Source organism: Streptomyces sp. NPDC030222 (genome assembly GCF_055573115.1).
In genome coordinates, this window is sequence record NZ_JBVICA010000001.1 from 518,116 (window position 1) to 532,275 (window position 14,160).

At 68.7% G+C, this 14,160-nt stretch carries 16 protein-coding genes; 11 read left to right on the plus strand and 5 right to left on the minus strand.

Going from position 1 to position 14,160, the window contains the following annotated elements; genetic code table 11:
* Window positions 1-36: 36 nt before the first annotated feature.
* Together ACZ4Z5_RS02235 and ACZ4Z5_RS02240 are read right to left on the minus strand one after the other, a co-directional pair.
* Window positions 37-285 carry a helix-turn-helix domain-containing protein gene (locus ACZ4Z5_RS02235; protein ID WP_468255314.1) on the minus strand — a complete coding sequence of 83 codons (249 nt, stop codon included), beginning with the start codon at window positions 283-285 and terminating at the stop codon, window positions 37-39.
* Between the two features lie 245 nt (window positions 286-530).
* A complete protein-coding gene (locus tag ACZ4Z5_RS02240) occupies window positions 531-755 on the minus strand; it encodes a winged helix-turn-helix domain-containing protein (protein WP_468255543.1) in 225 nt (74 codons plus the stop codon).
* A gap of 616 nt (window positions 756-1,371) precedes the next feature.
* Here ACZ4Z5_RS02240 and cutA point away from each other — a divergent pair.
* Window positions 1,372-1,698 carry a divalent-cation tolerance protein CutA gene (cutA, locus tag ACZ4Z5_RS02245; RefSeq protein ID WP_468255317.1) on the plus strand — a complete coding sequence of 109 codons (327 nt, stop codon included), beginning with the start codon at window positions 1,372-1,374 and terminating at the stop codon, window positions 1,696-1,698.
* Window positions 1,699-1,762: 64 nt separating this feature from the next.
* On the opposite strand, the gene ACZ4Z5_RS02250 is transcribed toward cutA, so the two are convergent.
* Entirely contained in the window at window positions 1,763-3,004 is a 1,242-nt protein-coding gene (locus ACZ4Z5_RS02250) for a helix-turn-helix transcriptional regulator (RefSeq protein ID WP_468255320.1), read from the minus strand.
* Between the two features lie 254 nt (window positions 3,005-3,258).
* On the opposite strand from ACZ4Z5_RS02250, the gene ACZ4Z5_RS02255 reads away from it, so the two are divergent.
* Window positions 3,259-3,645, plus strand: a complete 387-nt coding sequence (locus tag ACZ4Z5_RS02255) for an ATP-binding protein (RefSeq protein ID WP_468255546.1) — start codon at window positions 3,259-3,261, stop codon at window positions 3,643-3,645.
* A gap of 62 nt (window positions 3,646-3,707) precedes the next feature.
* Here ACZ4Z5_RS02255 and ACZ4Z5_RS02260 read toward each other — a convergent pair whose 3' ends face one another.
* Both ACZ4Z5_RS02260 and ACZ4Z5_RS02265 read right to left on the minus strand, forming a co-directional pair.
* The gene (locus ACZ4Z5_RS02260; protein ID WP_329159780.1) at window positions 3,708-4,208 is read right to left on the minus strand and encodes an SAM-dependent methyltransferase; all 501 of its coding nucleotides are present in this window, start codon (window positions 4,206-4,208) and stop codon (window positions 3,708-3,710) included.
* Window positions 4,209-4,280: 72 nt separating this feature from the next.
* A complete protein-coding gene (locus ACZ4Z5_RS02265; protein ID WP_468255322.1) occupies window positions 4,281-5,669 on the minus strand; it encodes a Tat pathway signal protein in 1,389 nt (462 codons plus the stop codon).
* A 255-nt stretch (window positions 5,670-5,924) separates the two neighbouring features.
* On the opposite strand from ACZ4Z5_RS02265, the gene ACZ4Z5_RS02270 reads away from it, so the two are divergent.
* From ACZ4Z5_RS02270 to ACZ4Z5_RS02310, 9 genes are all read left to right on the plus strand, one after another.
* Window positions 5,925-6,353, plus strand: a complete 429-nt coding sequence (locus ACZ4Z5_RS02270) for a DUF6415 family natural product biosynthesis protein (protein ID WP_468255324.1) — start codon at window positions 5,925-5,927, stop codon at window positions 6,351-6,353.
* A 233-nt stretch (window positions 6,354-6,586) separates the two neighbouring features.
* Window positions 6,587-8,431 carry a glycoside hydrolase family 15 protein gene (locus ACZ4Z5_RS02275; protein WP_468255327.1) on the plus strand — a complete coding sequence of 615 codons (1,845 nt, stop codon included), beginning with the start codon at window positions 6,587-6,589 and terminating at the stop codon, window positions 8,429-8,431.
* On the plus strand, window positions 8,431-9,894 hold the full coding sequence (locus ACZ4Z5_RS02280; RefSeq protein ID WP_468255329.1) for an ATP-binding protein: 1,464 nt from the start codon (window positions 8,431-8,433) through the stop codon (window positions 9,892-9,894). The genes ACZ4Z5_RS02275 and ACZ4Z5_RS02280 overlap by 1 nt, the downstream gene beginning before the upstream one ends.
* On the plus strand, window positions 9,891-10,301 hold the full coding sequence (locus ACZ4Z5_RS02285) for a roadblock/LC7 domain-containing protein (RefSeq protein ID WP_468255332.1): 411 nt from the start codon (window positions 9,891-9,893) through the stop codon (window positions 10,299-10,301). Before ACZ4Z5_RS02280 ends, ACZ4Z5_RS02285 begins: the two co-directional genes overlap by 4 nt.
* On the plus strand, window positions 10,298-10,654 hold the full coding sequence (locus tag ACZ4Z5_RS02290) for a DUF742 domain-containing protein (RefSeq protein WP_468255334.1): 357 nt from the start codon (window positions 10,298-10,300) through the stop codon (window positions 10,652-10,654). Before ACZ4Z5_RS02285 ends, ACZ4Z5_RS02290 begins: the two co-directional genes overlap by 4 nt.
* Window positions 10,632-11,234 (plus strand): GTP-binding protein, encoded by a 603-nt coding sequence (locus ACZ4Z5_RS02295; RefSeq protein WP_468255336.1) that lies wholly within the window; start codon window positions 10,632-10,634, stop codon window positions 11,232-11,234. The genes ACZ4Z5_RS02290 and ACZ4Z5_RS02295 overlap by 23 nt, the downstream gene beginning before the upstream one ends.
* On the plus strand, window positions 11,231-12,403 hold the full coding sequence (locus tag ACZ4Z5_RS02300; protein WP_468255338.1) for a cytochrome P450: 1,173 nt from the start codon (window positions 11,231-11,233) through the stop codon (window positions 12,401-12,403). Before ACZ4Z5_RS02295 ends, ACZ4Z5_RS02300 begins: the two co-directional genes overlap by 4 nt.
* Window positions 12,404-12,421: 18 nt before the next feature.
* Window positions 12,422-13,654: a cytochrome P450 family protein gene (locus ACZ4Z5_RS02305; RefSeq protein WP_468255341.1), complete on the plus strand. Its 1,233-nt coding sequence runs from the start codon at window positions 12,422-12,424 to the stop codon at window positions 13,652-13,654.
* Window positions 13,655-13,678: 24 nt separating this feature from the next.
* Complete coding sequence (locus ACZ4Z5_RS02310; protein WP_468255344.1) at window positions 13,679-14,158, plus strand: LuxR C-terminal-related transcriptional regulator; 480 nt, start codon at window positions 13,679-13,681, stop codon at window positions 14,156-14,158.
* The last annotated feature ends 2 nt before the right edge of the window (window positions 14,159-14,160 follow it).

Sequence of the window (14,160 nt, forward strand, 5' to 3'; positions counted from 1 at the left end):
GCGCCCTTCACTTTTTAGGGCACGGCAAGGCAGCCATTACCCATAGTTATCTTCGAGATAGGCGATGATGTCGCGCTCACGGAATCGCAGGAGACGGCCAACTTTTTGAGCCTTCAGCCCCCACGTCCGATATTTATTCTTTACGGTGATCTCGCTGACTTTGAGCCATGCGGCCACCTCTTCCGCAGTCAGCAGGCGATTGCTGCCCCCGGCGGTCAATGCGCCACCTGTCCGCTTGCCCCGGCGAAACCTTTCGCCCCAAAAGACATTTACGTCACTCTCCAACGGCAGAGGTGCCGTTACGGTTCAGCGACGGGCACCACGGTCTTCTGGCAGCAGAGGACAGTGCCGTTCTCCGATACTGCGTTCAGGGGCGCGGTCCTCTGCGTTCGCACCAGCTCCACCGCCAAGCGCAGCCGAGTGCGAACTCCTCAATGGTCGCGACGATCGCCGGTTTGGCTAACCGGCGATCGTCGGCTATGTTGCGCGCCGCATCGGGTGAGCCCGGCTATGTCTCGGGCTGGCCGCAGTCAGGAAGCCAGTCGGTAGGAGCGCAGGGCCGGGGTCGCGCCATCTGCGACGAGCACCAGCAGACCGTCATCCATGAGGCGGTCGAGATTTCGTGCTACGAGGCGCTCGGGGATCCCCGTGGCCCGGGCCGCGTGCCGCCTTGTGGCTCCAGAGTGTGCTGCAACGTACGCGAGGACGGCACGGTCGTCGCGGTAACTTCGTTGCAGCCGGTCCTCGCCAAACAGGCCGGCTGCACAGACTCAGACGGCCCAGTGGAGACCGCAGCGTAGTCGCCTGCCGCCTGCCCGGACCAAGCGATAAGTGCGCCGTGGACAAAGAGGACGGGTGAAGTGAAGCGAGCGGATCGAATAGCGGGATCAGACAGACGGGCCTCCCAAGTAGGGACCATGCCAGCAAGGCTGCCTCACACGGCGCGGGTTTCCGATTTGGTTCGTAACCCTGGCCACAGCGAGGTACTGCACCTCCCTGACCTGGCGTTTTCCGGGGACGTTGTACGTTGACATGGCCTTGCCGGAGCTTTCCAGTCTTTTGAGGTTTTTCCTTGTCTGCCGTGGGCGAATGCCCGCCGCCGGCCTGTGTGGAGTCCTCTCGTCGCAGACCCATTACGACAAAAGGAATGCGCCGGCAACCCGCATAACGAAGCCGCCGCAACAACCTTGTCGACAAGGGCTTGGTCATTCCCAACCGAGTGGACGGCCTCGGCGCTCCGCCACCGCCGGGGACGACAGCGACAAGCCGTGCCTTGGGCTCGGGTCACGGTGTAAGTGGCGTGGACCGAGCAGCCGGTGCGGCCTGGAGGGCTGGGTAGGGTCTCGGTATCCGAGCAGGAGAGGTAGTTGTATGGCCAACGATATTGTGATCGCACAGACGACCAGCGACAACGAGGATCAGGCGAAGTCGCTGGCCCGGGGCGCGGTCGAGAGCAAACTGGCAGCGGGCGTCCACATCGATGCGCCGATAACTGCCTTCTACTGGTGGAAGAATCAGGTCGAGACGGCGCAGGAGTGGCGAATCTCGTACATGACTACGACGGACCGTCTCCCGGCACTGGAGGCGTGGGTGCATGAGAAGCACCCGTACGACGTCCCCCAGTGGATCACGCTGCCCGTGACCGGCGGGTCGGAGGCGTACCTGTCCTGGGTCTCCGAGGAGACGGCACAGGGCTGACGAGCGACGGGCCGTACGACGGCGTTCGTGTCCCGAACCTGCCCGTGTACCGCACGATTGGAGTTCAGGACGCGAACTGCCGAAGGTGAAAAGCGAGGTCCTGCTCACTGTCCGGTAGCGACGCGGCGATAGTCGCTGCGCGCTCCTTCCCCATCGTGTTGGGCTTGGTCTGTGCCGCCGCGGCGAACTGGCGTGACACGTAGACGCCTCGATCGACGTCACCTCCACGCAGCAAGGCGGAGGCGAGATCGCCGAGAACCACCACACCGCTGTCCGGTAGCTGGTTCCCGAGCCGGTCCACTGCTGAGTCGGCTGTGGCAGCGAGTTCGGGACGCCTCAACTGCCCGTATACGGAAAGGGCCAACGAGTCCATTCGGTATGGGGTCACGAATCTGACCCACGCTTGCTCGCTGGTGTGATCCGCGAAGTCGTAGGCGAAGCGTGCTCGATCCAGCGCTCGAAGCGCCCCCGTCTCGTCGCCGATCGCCGCAGCTTCCTCCGCGTGCCTGCCGAGAACCCAGGCGGCGGCAGTAGCGTTGCCGTGGCCTCGCACGTCGTTGGCCGCTTGGGAAAGCAACTCCAGCTTCGCCTTCGGCCTCGAGGCACCGTAGCTGGTGTAGGTCAGGGCCAGGGCTCGGAGTGGCGGGTGCCCGGTGGTCGCCGCGCACTGCGAGGTGACCGTGTAGTAGGCGTCGGCCTTGTCGTGCTCGCCTAGGTCCCAGGCCACCCAACCAGCCAGGGCGGCGGTTTCTCCGGCGGCGATGGTGAGAGCCCGTTCGTGCTCGCCGGCGCGAGGCAGCGCCGAGGTGATCGCGTCAAGGTGTGACTCGACCGTGCTTTGTAGGCGCCGGGCGCTGAGGTTGAGCTCCTGGACGTGCAGTTCGGCGGCCCGGTCGATGAGCGCGGCGGCGGAGGGCGAATCGATCTTGGACCCCTTGCTGAGGGCGAAGGCGAGTCGCCCCCAGGGCTCGGCAGTTGCACTCACGCCGATAGCGGCGCCACCCAGCAGCGTACGACGCTTCACGCTGTCCCGATCCTCCCCTGCATTGGCATGCCCCTTTCTCTTCCGAGCGCGGGCAGCCTTAGCCTCCCGCTGTAGTTCCTCGAAGGGGACACCACAGGCCGCCGCGATGTGGCCGATCGTGTGATTGGTAGGGATGTTCTCGAAGTTCTCATAGCGGCTGATTTCGCGGCGGGTCATGGTGTCCCTGCCGGAGACAGCGTTGATCGCGTCTGCCTGTTCCTCTTGCGTCCGGCCCGCATCCCGCCGAAGCCGGAGGAGCAGGTTGGCGAACGGATCTGGCATGAGTGTGACCTCTGTTGGTGGGCGGGATCCAATCATGGCCTCATCTCCCCCTCCAGTTTCCCCCCTTGACAGATATTTCCCCCTCTGGATTCCCCTGGTAGATGGCGTCGCCGCGCGGTGCGATGGCTCCCATGACCAGGCTCCAAGAGGCGACCCCGCCCAGCGGGGGAATCCGTAGCTTTGCGGCCACAACAGGCACGTCGTGTGTGAGGCCGGCCCAGGAGGACCGACGCAGCACAGCGGCATGGGCCGACATGTCGGCGGCACCCCATGCCTGTCAGGCCGCCTTTCTCCCGGATCCCACGAAAGCTCGGGAGATGCGGCAGACAACCAGGGCGTTCCTGCGACGGTGCCGCGTTTCGCAGCCGGTGGCGGGGGTCGTCGTGCTGGCCGTTTCGGAGCTGGTCACCAACGCCATGGTTCACGGTGAGGGCGAAGTCGTGCTCCGGATCACGGTGACGGTCGACGTGGTGCGGGTCTCGGTAACCGACCGCAAGCCTGCCCCCGCTGTACTCAAGGAAGCCGGACCCGACGGTGAATCCGGTCGCGGGATCCGGCTTGTCCATGCGATCTCAGACGCGTGGGAGAGCAGCGGCGAGGAAACGTGGTGTGAGTTCCGGTACGCGAGGGCTGCGGCTTGAGTCAGACCTCCAGCTGGTCCCCGACCAGCCAAACGGCGAGCAGCACAGCTCAGTCACTCCCGTTACGCAGGGCGCTCCGAGGGCCGTTCGCTTGCCTTCGCCCAGTAATTCGGTTCGAGCATCTCGCCAGGCCATGCGGGCTGATGGATCGGGCCCCGAGGTCCCATCTGTTCGAAGTACGGTGCCAGGTCGATCACGGGCGTTCCGTCTACGGCGTCGAGATCGGTGACCAGGAGGTCCCGGCCTTCGACCTTGAGCAACCGCGGGTAGCTGATCGCCAGTTGGTTGGGGCGCCGGTGGTTGCGGTGGACGAACGTACCTGTCGGCGGCCAGTTCTGGTTTCCCCGTGGGCTGCGTGCGTGGAGCTCGACGTCTTCGGGTCGCGCCAGGTGGAAGCGCCACGTCACCGTCAGGTGGGAGAACTCTCCGATTCCCTGCAGCGTTTCGAGGGGGTACGCGTCGTCGAGCCGAATGATCGATTCGACCCCGCCCTGGTAGTCGTCCTGAACGCGGGTGTGGCCCCCGACGACTGTTGCGATCGACTCGACCTCGTACGTCGCCATCGGCGCTCGTTCCTCTTCCTCGGCGTAGCATGCACGGCGGCCCCCGGCCAGCGCCGCGAACCCGCTCTGTGGTCAGCCTATGGTGCGCAGCATGCCCCGTGCCCGGTGATCCAGTTCGGTGACATGTCGGCCTCCGCGTTGCCGGACGGGCGAGAGGTCGCTCTGGATGCGGACGATGACGTCGCGGGCACGGCCGGACTGGACGCCGGCCATGGCGTCGAGTGCTTGGTTCCAGGTGGCGCATGCCTCGTCGAGGCGGCCTTGCTGGACCTGGACGGCGCCGAGGTAGCCAAGGGTCACGCTGTGCGTGCGGGCGTACTGCTGGCGGCGGCGGGTGGCCACGCTGCGCTTGAAGTGGATCTCCGCGGCCTGCGGCTGGCCCATGTCGCGCAGGGCGCAGGCTGTCTCGTGGGCCAGGGAGGCTTCCTGGAAGAAGCTCACGCGGCTCGGAGCCTCGCTGTTGTCGGCGCGGGAGAGATCCCGCTCCGCGCGGCTGATGGCCGCGAGAGTGCCGGCGCGGTCGCCGTCGGCTGCGAGGGCGCGTGCGTGAACGATCGCGAGCAGGGCCTTCTCACGGTGGCTAGCTTGGCCGTAGCGGTCGCGATTCATGGAGGCGTCGGCCAGGACGAGGGCGCGGCAGGGGTGCCCAAGGTCCACGGCTTGGTGCGCGAGGGCGCGCAGGATGTGGCCGCCGAGCGGCCCGTCGCCCGCTTCGGCCGCTATGCGGGCAGCGAGAGTGAGGTAGCGCTGGGCGGTGCGGTGCTCGGAGGCGTCGAAAGCCATCCACCCCGACAAATAGGCCATCTCCGCCACGGCCGAGTAGGTGTCGCGACGAAGCTGCTCCGTGCGGAACCTGCTACCGAGCAGGGGCACCGCTTCGTCGCGAAGATGGCCGGCGAGGGCCGATCGGCCAGAGGCGCCGCCTCGCTGCTGGTCACGCGCGGAGTAGAAGGTCGTCAGATCGCGGACGTCGTCGATGTCGGCCTGCGTCACCAGCCGGGAGGAGACTGCTGGGCGCTTCGCCGCCGCGGCAGGAGCGGCTGCCCACCACGAGGCGGTGGGCAAGGCCAGGCCGGCGGCCGAGTACGCGGCGGCCGCCAGCAGCTTACGTCGGTGCATATCGAGGTCGTCGCTTCCCAGCTCGGCCAGCACGGTCAGAGGATCGACGCTCCAGTCGGAACCGCTGTCGGTTTGGCCTGTGCCTTCACCTTCCAGCCCGAGGTCGGCCAGGGTGAGGCGGCGGCCGAGCCTGCGGGACAGCGTCTCGCGAAGGATATGAGGTGCCCGACCGCTCGGCTGCGTGCCCTGCACCCACATGGCGATGTGCGAGCGGGAGATGGCCTCCAGCTCACGCACCCCGCTCTCCGCGGCTACCCGGGCGACCGCTGCAGCTGCTTGCGGCTGAGACCAGCCCGCTTCGCGCAGAAGTGCGGCGAGGGCGACGTTTCGCACACGGGCCATGGGCTGCCCCTCGGTTCCGAAATGATCTTTGACGCCTTTGACGGCCTCGGCGGTCGCGCAGGCATACCCCCCAGCGGGGATTCACGGTTCGCTCAACGTAGCGACCGGATCACTCACTTTGCACGACGACCGCCGCCCCCGCACGGCGAACCCCAATCAACTTGGCCTGATCCGAACAGGAGTTGTGTCATGCGCCTCTCGCTGGCTCCCCGCCAGGACGCCTGTCAACACGTCGCGTCCAACAGGAAGGGCCGCATGGCTGTCGAGCCGGTTTCACCGCGCAATCAAGCGGTGGCCGCGGCCGAGACATTGGCGCTCGTGCTGGACGAGGACTCGCCGCTGCCGGAGACCACCGCCGACGTTGAAGACCTCGCGAGGCGTCTGCGCGGTCACATCAATCGACTCGGCGTCATGGTGCCCAAGGAGGAGCCAGCGCTGCGCCGCGCGCAGCAGCTCGGCTCGGCGGGGGTCCCCGACGGCTACATGCCCAGCAGGGCGCATCTGGTCCAACTGGCCGAGGCGGCCCAGGAGCTCGTGGCGACCGTGGAGGCCCACGGCACCGGCCGTGCGATGCGGCAGCGGGGACGGCGTTGGCGGACACCGCCGATCAACCTGCTGCGCGGCACAGTCTTCGCGATCGCCTTCGCCTGTCTCGTCCTGGCCGCGTCGGCGCCCCGGACATGACCGCCACCGGGGCGGTTCTGATCGTCCTGATCCTTGGTCCCACGACATGGCTGGTTCTCCGCGGTGATCGCGCAACCAGTTCCCCGTCAGCGGACGAAGAACCCGCACCGGCGCGGAGCGAGTCGCCGCCTCACCGGTGACCACCGGAGCCTCGCCTCACCGACAGTTCGCCGGCCGTTTCGACGGCCCTAAAGCCCTCCCCGGACTCGCGGGGCCTAACGGAGATCTACACGATGAAACGCCTTCCGCGTATCGAGCACTACGGCCTGATCGGCGACATGCAGACCAGTGCCCACGTCTGCGACGACGGCTCGATCGCCTGGCTGTGCCTGCCCCGCTTCGACTCGCCAGCCCCCTTCGCTGCGCTGCTTGGCACGCAGAAGCACGGAGCGTGGCGCATAGCCCCGGCCGCTCCGCACGAAGAGGGAGCCGGTGCGACTGCCGAGCGGCGCTATGTCGGCGAGTCCCTCGTGCTGGAGACAGTCTGGACGACGTCCTCCGGCAGCGCGAAGGTCACCGACTTCATGCCGCCGCGCGACGGGGCACCGCAGGTCATCCGGATCGTGGAGCGAACGGCTGGCCAGATCGCCATGGCTTCCACGCTGCGCGCCCGCCCCGGCTACGGCCGGGTCAGCCCGTGGATCCATGAGCTGAGCGGACGCATGATCGCTGAGGGCGGCGGGGACGCCCTGTGGCTGGACACGTCCACCGGGCAGGTTGAGAAGGACGGCGCGATCGTCAGCTCCTTCACGGTCACCGCCGGCGAGAGCGTCGCCTTCGTACTGAGCTGGGGGCCCTCTCGCGGTGTCGCGCCGGAGATCCCGGATCCCGACGCGGCGCTCGCGGCGACCCTCGCCTTCTGGGAAGACTGGACGAGCCAATGCACCTACGACGGCCCGCACCGGGAAGCAGTCGTCCGGTCGCTGATCACCCTGAAGGCGATGACGTACGCCCCCAGCGGCGGCATCGTCGCAGCGCCGACCACGTCGCTGCCGGAAGAGATCGGTGGTCGCCGGAACTGGGACTACCGCTACACCTGGCTCCGCGACGCCTCCACCACCCTGGGCGCCCTGCTCGGTTCGGGGTACTGGCAGGAGGCCGAGGCGTGGCGGCGGTGGCTGCTGCGGGCCGTGGCCGGCGACCCGGAGAACCTGCAGATCATGTACGGGATCACCGGAGAACAGGATCTCCAGGAGCGGGAGCTGCGGTGGCTGCCCGGCTACGAGAACTCCGGCCCGGTACGGATCGGCAACGGGGCTGTAGACCAGTTGCAGCTCGACGTGTACGGCTACGTAATCGAGACCCTGTACCTCGCCCACCAAAGCGGGGTGGCCCGCTGCGGCGACACCGCGGTCCTGCACCAACGGCTGGTCGAGTACCTCGCCGAGCGGTGGCAGACGCCCGACGAGGGAATCTGGGAGATCCGAGGTGAGCGCCGCCACTTCGTGCACTCCAAGGTCATGGCCTGGGCCGCGATCGACCGGACCATCCGCCTGGTCGAGGCCGCCGCCCTGGACGCCGACCTGTTCGCCCTGATTGAACTGCGCGAGGCCATCCACCAGGAGGTGTGCACGCGCGGATTCGATCCGGTCCGCAGCACCTTCACCCAGTCCTACGGATCACAGGAGGTCGACGCCGCCCTCCTGCTGATCCCCAGGGTGGGATTCCTGCCTCCCGACGATCCCCGAGTGCTCGGGACGGTGGAGGCAGTACGTCAGCAACTGTCCACCCCGGAGGGCCTCGTACGGCGCTACCCGACCGCCGGCGACCGCATCGGGCTCGACGGCCTGAACGGTGACGAGGGGACCTTCCTGCTCTGCTCGTTCTGGATGGTCGATGCGCTCGCCCTGACTGGCCGCCCGGACGAAGCCCACGCTCTCTTCGACCGGCTCCTGGTCCTGCGCACTGACCTCGGTCTGCTCGCCGAGGAGTACGACCCCGCCACCGGGCGACAACTGGGCAACTTCCCGCAGGCGTACAGCCACATCGGGGTGATCGGGTCCGCGCTCCTGCTGCAGCAACTCGACTCGGGGGCGCCCGCAGCCGAGGCCGACGTGCTCTTGGCGGTGGGTGTCTGATGAACACGACCGCCACCACCATGGTCATCGTGCTCGCCGCCGCGGCCATCGTCGCGGTGGCAGCGGCCTGGGTTAGCCACCGCCGATGGCAGAAGACGCGGCGGCGGGCACACCTCCTGGCCCGCGAACAACAGGCCACCGAGGGTGCCCTGCAGAAGCTGGTCCACGAGACGCTGCCCCAGATCCACCAGTCGGGCGGTCGGATCACGGTGCCGGCCCCCGCACCGGAACTGGCCGGCACCGCAGTCGGTGAGCACCTGACCAACGTGGTCAAGGCCACCGCCGGCGTCGTCCAGGCCGTGATCCGCGATATCCAGTACGCGGCGCACCAGGAGATCGAGCAGGCGAAGACGCTCGGGGCGGAGGAGTTGCGGCGTTCGCACACCGCCGCCCAGGAAGAGATCGCTCGGGTAAGTGCCACTGCCGTGCGGTCGACCGAGGCCGCAGTGCGCAGTGTGTCGTCGGCGCTCGTGGGCATGGCCGCCAAGACCAGCCGCAAGGTCAGCGAGGGCGTGCGCGAGCACGAGGACGACGCCGCGTTCGAGACGCTGACCGATATCGACCACACCGTGCAGCAGATGCTGCTGGTCGCTCAGGGCTGGACCATCCTGGCCGGCGGCAAGCTGACCCGGCACTGGCCCACGACGACGCTGACCGATGTGGTGCGGGCCGCGATGGGCTACGTCGAGGACTACCAGCGCGTACAGCCCCAGGAACTCACCGTCGCGGTGAAGACCCGCGTGGTCGGGCCCGTGGTGCACGCCCTCGCGCTCCTGCTGGACAACGCGCTGCGCTTCTCGCCACCACAGTCGAGGGTGCACGTGTCCTTCGAACAGGGCCACCACGGAGTCACCGTCTTCGTGGACGACAGCGGCCTGCAGATGACGCCGGAGCAGCTCGACAGCGCCCGGGACATCCTCACCGGGCAGCGCACGGACGACATAACGCAGCTCGGCGCCCGCCCGCAGACCGGGTTCCGAGTCGCCGCCGCCCTCGCGCGCGCCTACGGATTCCGGGTCGATGTCCAGGCGCCCAACTCCCTTCTGGGCACCCGCGCGCTCCTCACCCTTCCCCAGGACCTCCTCACCACGGCGCCCCAGGCGCCACCGGCATCCTCGCAGCCGGTGCAGAAGGATCCGCCAGCTGCTCTCGCCTCTGCCGCGTCCAGCCGGCTCCCTGCTCTCGCCCCGGTTCCGGTAGCCACACACCCCGCGCTCACCCCCGTCCCGCCGACGGCCGGGGAATCCGACCAGGAGCGTTCCACTGCCCGCACGACCGCCAGCGGACTGACGGTGCGCAGCCGCCGCGCCGCACCCGCCTCCGCCCCCGTTCCCCGCCCTGCCAACGCCGAGCCGGGGCGAGCGAGCGTGATCGCCGCCTGGGCCCGTGGCACTCAGCGCGCCCGCGCCGAGCAGGGCACCCACGTCCCCACTGCCGACAACGACCAAGGACACGACGCATGACCGACAAGAACATCGGCTGGCTCCTCGAAAGCCTGGAGGAGACCGCCGGCGTGGAATACGCCGTGCTGGTCGCCGCGGACGGCATGAGCCCGGCCTACACCGATCGGCTGCCGCGCGAGCGCGCCGAGAAGATCTCGGCCATCGCCTCCACGCTGTGGGGAGCATCGCGGGCCTACGACCGGGAGACGAACGGCGGGGGCGTCCGCCAGTTCGTCATGGAGTCGGTCGACCACATCTCCCTGCTCATCCCGGCTGGCGACAACACCATGCTCGCCGTCCGCACCGACAGCCCTCACGCGGACATTGGTGTGATCAGCGAGGCCGCCCTGCGCTTGGCCGCGAGTGTGGGCGAACAGCTGGGTGTCCAGACGCGCATCGCCGGTGGCACGGAAGCACCGCTGGCATGAGCAGGCCGCGGCAGGACCCGGATCTGGTCAGGCCCTACGTCCGCACGGGCGGACGTACCCGCCCCAGCAAGGACGTGCGCCTGGAGAGCCTGGTCTTCGCCGCGACCGGCACCCGTCCCGGCCTCAACTCGGACGCACGGCGCGTGCTCGCCCTGTTCGCACCCGCGCAAGGCGGAGGGCTGGCCGTCGCCGAGATCGCCTCCGCACTCGCTCTCCCGCCATCGACCACCCGGATTCTCGTCGCCGACCTCATCGGACACGGACTGATGGCCCTCGCCCAGGGCCAGGACGACGACCGGCCCCCGGTCTTACTCATCGAAAGGGTTCTTCATGGACTCCGCGCTCACGCCTGACCGGTTCGTCGCGCGCACGGTGACGGCTACCGCGAAGATCGTGGTCGCCGGAGCCTTCGGCGTGGGCAAGACCACCTTCGTCGGCAGCGTCTCCGAGGTGCCTCCGGTCCACATGGAGGAAACCATCACCCGGGCGAGCGCCCTGGTCGACGACCTGGCCCGCACGCCTGCCAAGTCCACCACCACCGTCGGCGTGGACTTCGGACGCAAGCACCTCAGCGACGACCTCGTGCTCTACCTGTTCGGTACCCCCGGCCAGGCCCGATTCAGCTTCCTGTGGCAGGAGTTGATCACCGGCGCCCTCGGTGCCCTGGTCCTCGTCGACCCCCGCGGCCTTGATGCCTCCCACGAAATCCTCGGCCTCCTCGAAGAGAACGGCGTCCCCTACGCGGTCGCGGTCAACCAGTTCGACGGCGCGCCCCGCCACCCGCTCGAAGAAGTCCACGAGGCCCTCGCCCTGGAGGGACATACGCCGTTGACCGTGTGCGATGCCCGCGAGCGAGCGTCCTGCATGCAGGCCCTGATCCAGCTCACCGAATACCTCGCCCATCTCGCGCACCGTCTGGAGCCCCGACCGTGAGCACCGCGACCCACCGCATCCCCCTGTACGAACCGGACTTCGCCCAGAATCCGCACGCCGGCTACCAACGCATGCGCGAGCAGTTCGGCCCTCTGGTCCCCGTGGACCTGGCCCCTGGCGTGCCCGCCACGCTGGTCGTCGGCTATGAGGAGGCTCGCCGCATCCTCGGCGACCCGCAACGTTTCCCCGCCGACCCGCGCCAGTGGCAGACCTCCGTCCCCGACACCTGCCCCATCCGGCCGATGATGGAGTGGCGCCCCAACGCCCTGCGCTCGGCCGGTGCCGAGCACGCCCGCTACCGGGCCGCGAACACGGAAGCCCTCGGGGCTGTCGACCAGCACGCGCTGCGCGACCACGTCGAACTGGTTGCCGAGCAGACCATCAACGCCTTCAAGGGCAGCGGCAAGGCGGACCTGCTGTCCCAGTACGCCTGGCCCCTCGCGTTCCAGACGCTCAGCCACCTGCTCGGCTGCCCCGACGAGGTCGGCCACCGGATCGCGGACGGAATGGCGAAGATCTTCGACGGGGTCAACGCCTCCATCGGCAACCAGATCATGGCCCAGGCCGTGGCGGACCTCGTCGCCCTGCGCCGCCGACAGCCCGGCGACGACGTGACCAGCAGGCTCCTCGTCCACGTCGCCCGGCTGGACGACACCGAGATGGGCCAGCAACTCATCACCCTGTACGGGGCGGGCATTGAGCCCCTGACCAACCTGATCACGAACACCCTCCTGGAGATGCTCACCAACAGCGAGTTCTCCGGAGACCTGCACGCAGGCGATGCCTCCGTCCGCGAGGCCCTGGACAGCGTCCTCTATCGCGACCCGCCGCTCGCGAACTTCGCGATGACCTACCCGCCCCGGCCGGTGGACATCTGCGGCTTCCTACTGCCAGCCGACCAGCCGGTGGTGATCAGTTACGCCGCCTGCAACAACGACCCCGCCCTGGGATCCCACCGGCCGCTGGGCAACCGGGCGCACCTCGCCTGGGGCGCCGGCCCGCACAGCTGCCCGGCGAGCACGCACGCCTACCTCATCGCCGAGGCAGCCATCCTCCACGTCCTCGACGCCCTGCCCGAGATGGACCTCGACGGCCAGCGCGACGACCTCGTCTGGCGCCCGGGCCCCTTCCACCGCTCGCTGGTCGCCCTGCCCGTCACCTTCCCCTGAGCTGAGAGAAGACCGACCGTGTCCGAACAGCAGATACTCGTTCTCGACCCCACCGGATCCGACCCGGACGCCGAACATCAGGCCCTGCGCGAGCGCGGCTCCGCCACGCTGGTGGACATCCTCGGCGTGCGCGCCTGGTCCGTCTCCGACCCGGCCCTCCTTAAGCAGCTTCTGACCAGCAAGGACGTCTCCAAGGACGGCCGCGCCCACTGGCCGGCCTTCGCCGAGACGGTCCCCACCTGGCCGCTGGCCCTGTGGGTGGCAGTGGAGAACATGTTCACCGCCTACGGCGGCAACCACAGCCGCCTGCGGCGCATGGTCGCCCCCGCCCTCTCGGCCCGCCGTACCGCCGCCCTCCAGGCGGACATCGAGCTCCTCGTGAACGGCATCCTCGACGACCTCGCCGCCCTCCCGGCCGATGAGGTGGCCGACCTTCGCGAGCACCTCGCCTACCCGCTCCCGATCGCCGTCATCGGCCAGCTCATGGGCGTCCCCGCCGACCGGCGCACCGAGTTCCGCACCGTGGTGGACAACGTATTCGCCACCCACCTCTCCGCCGAGGAACAAGCCGCGAACACCGCCACCCTGTACGGCCTGCTGGACGCCCTGATCGAGATCAAACGCACCGAGCCCGGCGAGGACATGACCTCGCTGCTGATCGCCGCCCGCGACGAGGAGGGCGACGGCTCCGCCCTCAGCGACGCCGAGCTGCGCGACACGCTCCTGCTGATGATCAGCGCCGGGTACGAGACCACCGTCAACGTCATCGACCAGGCCATCACCACCCTGCTCTCCGAGCCAGAGCAGCTGGCCCACGTCCGGGACGGCCGCTGCACCTGGGAGGGCGTAGTCGAGGAGACCCTGCGCCACCAGCCCGCGGTCAAGCACCTTCCCCTGCGCTATGCCCGCACCGACATCGCCCTCCCGGACGGGCAGACGATCAAGACCGGCGAGGCGATCCTCGCCTCCTACGCCGCCGCCAACCGGCACCCCGACTGGCACGAGGACGCCGACCGCTTCGACGCCACCCGCCCCAGCAAGGAACACCTCGCCTTCGGACACGGCGTCCACTTCTGCCTCGGCGCCCCACTTGCCCGACTCGAAGTCGCCACCGCCCTGCGCCTGCTCTTCGAACGCTTCCCCGACGCCCAACTCGCCACGGACAGGACCGATCTGAAGAGGCTGCCGAGCCTGATCAGCAACGGACACACCTCCGTCCCTGTGCGCCTGCGCCCGACGTCGAGCCGCTGACCGAAACCGACGAGGAAGACCACCATGACCGCCCCAGCCCCGACCACACCGCTCACCCCGGCCGAACGGCGCATCGCCCAGCATGTGGTGAACGGCCTACCAACAGGCCAGATCGCCGACATCGAGACCCTGTCGCACCACACGGTCCGCGCGCACATGATCTCCCTGCGCAGGAAGCTGCACTGCCCCGAACGCTGCTCCCGTGCCGTAGTCACCCACCGCCTTCTCAGCGCAAACGAGGCCACGGCCCCGGCGCCGGACAGGCCAGCCCCCGACCTGAGCACCGAGCAGACGAACCTGCTGAGGGCCATCACCGAGCACACCAAGCCGCTCGACATCGCACGCGGCGCCAACCTAGCCCCCGCGGACCTGGGCGCGGCGCTCGACCAACTGCTTGCCGACACCGGGGCGCCGGACACCACCCGGCTGGTCGCCTGGGCTCACGGCTGGAACCTGCTGACCGCCAAGCAGACCAGCACGGTACAGAGCGGAGCGAGCCAGTGAAC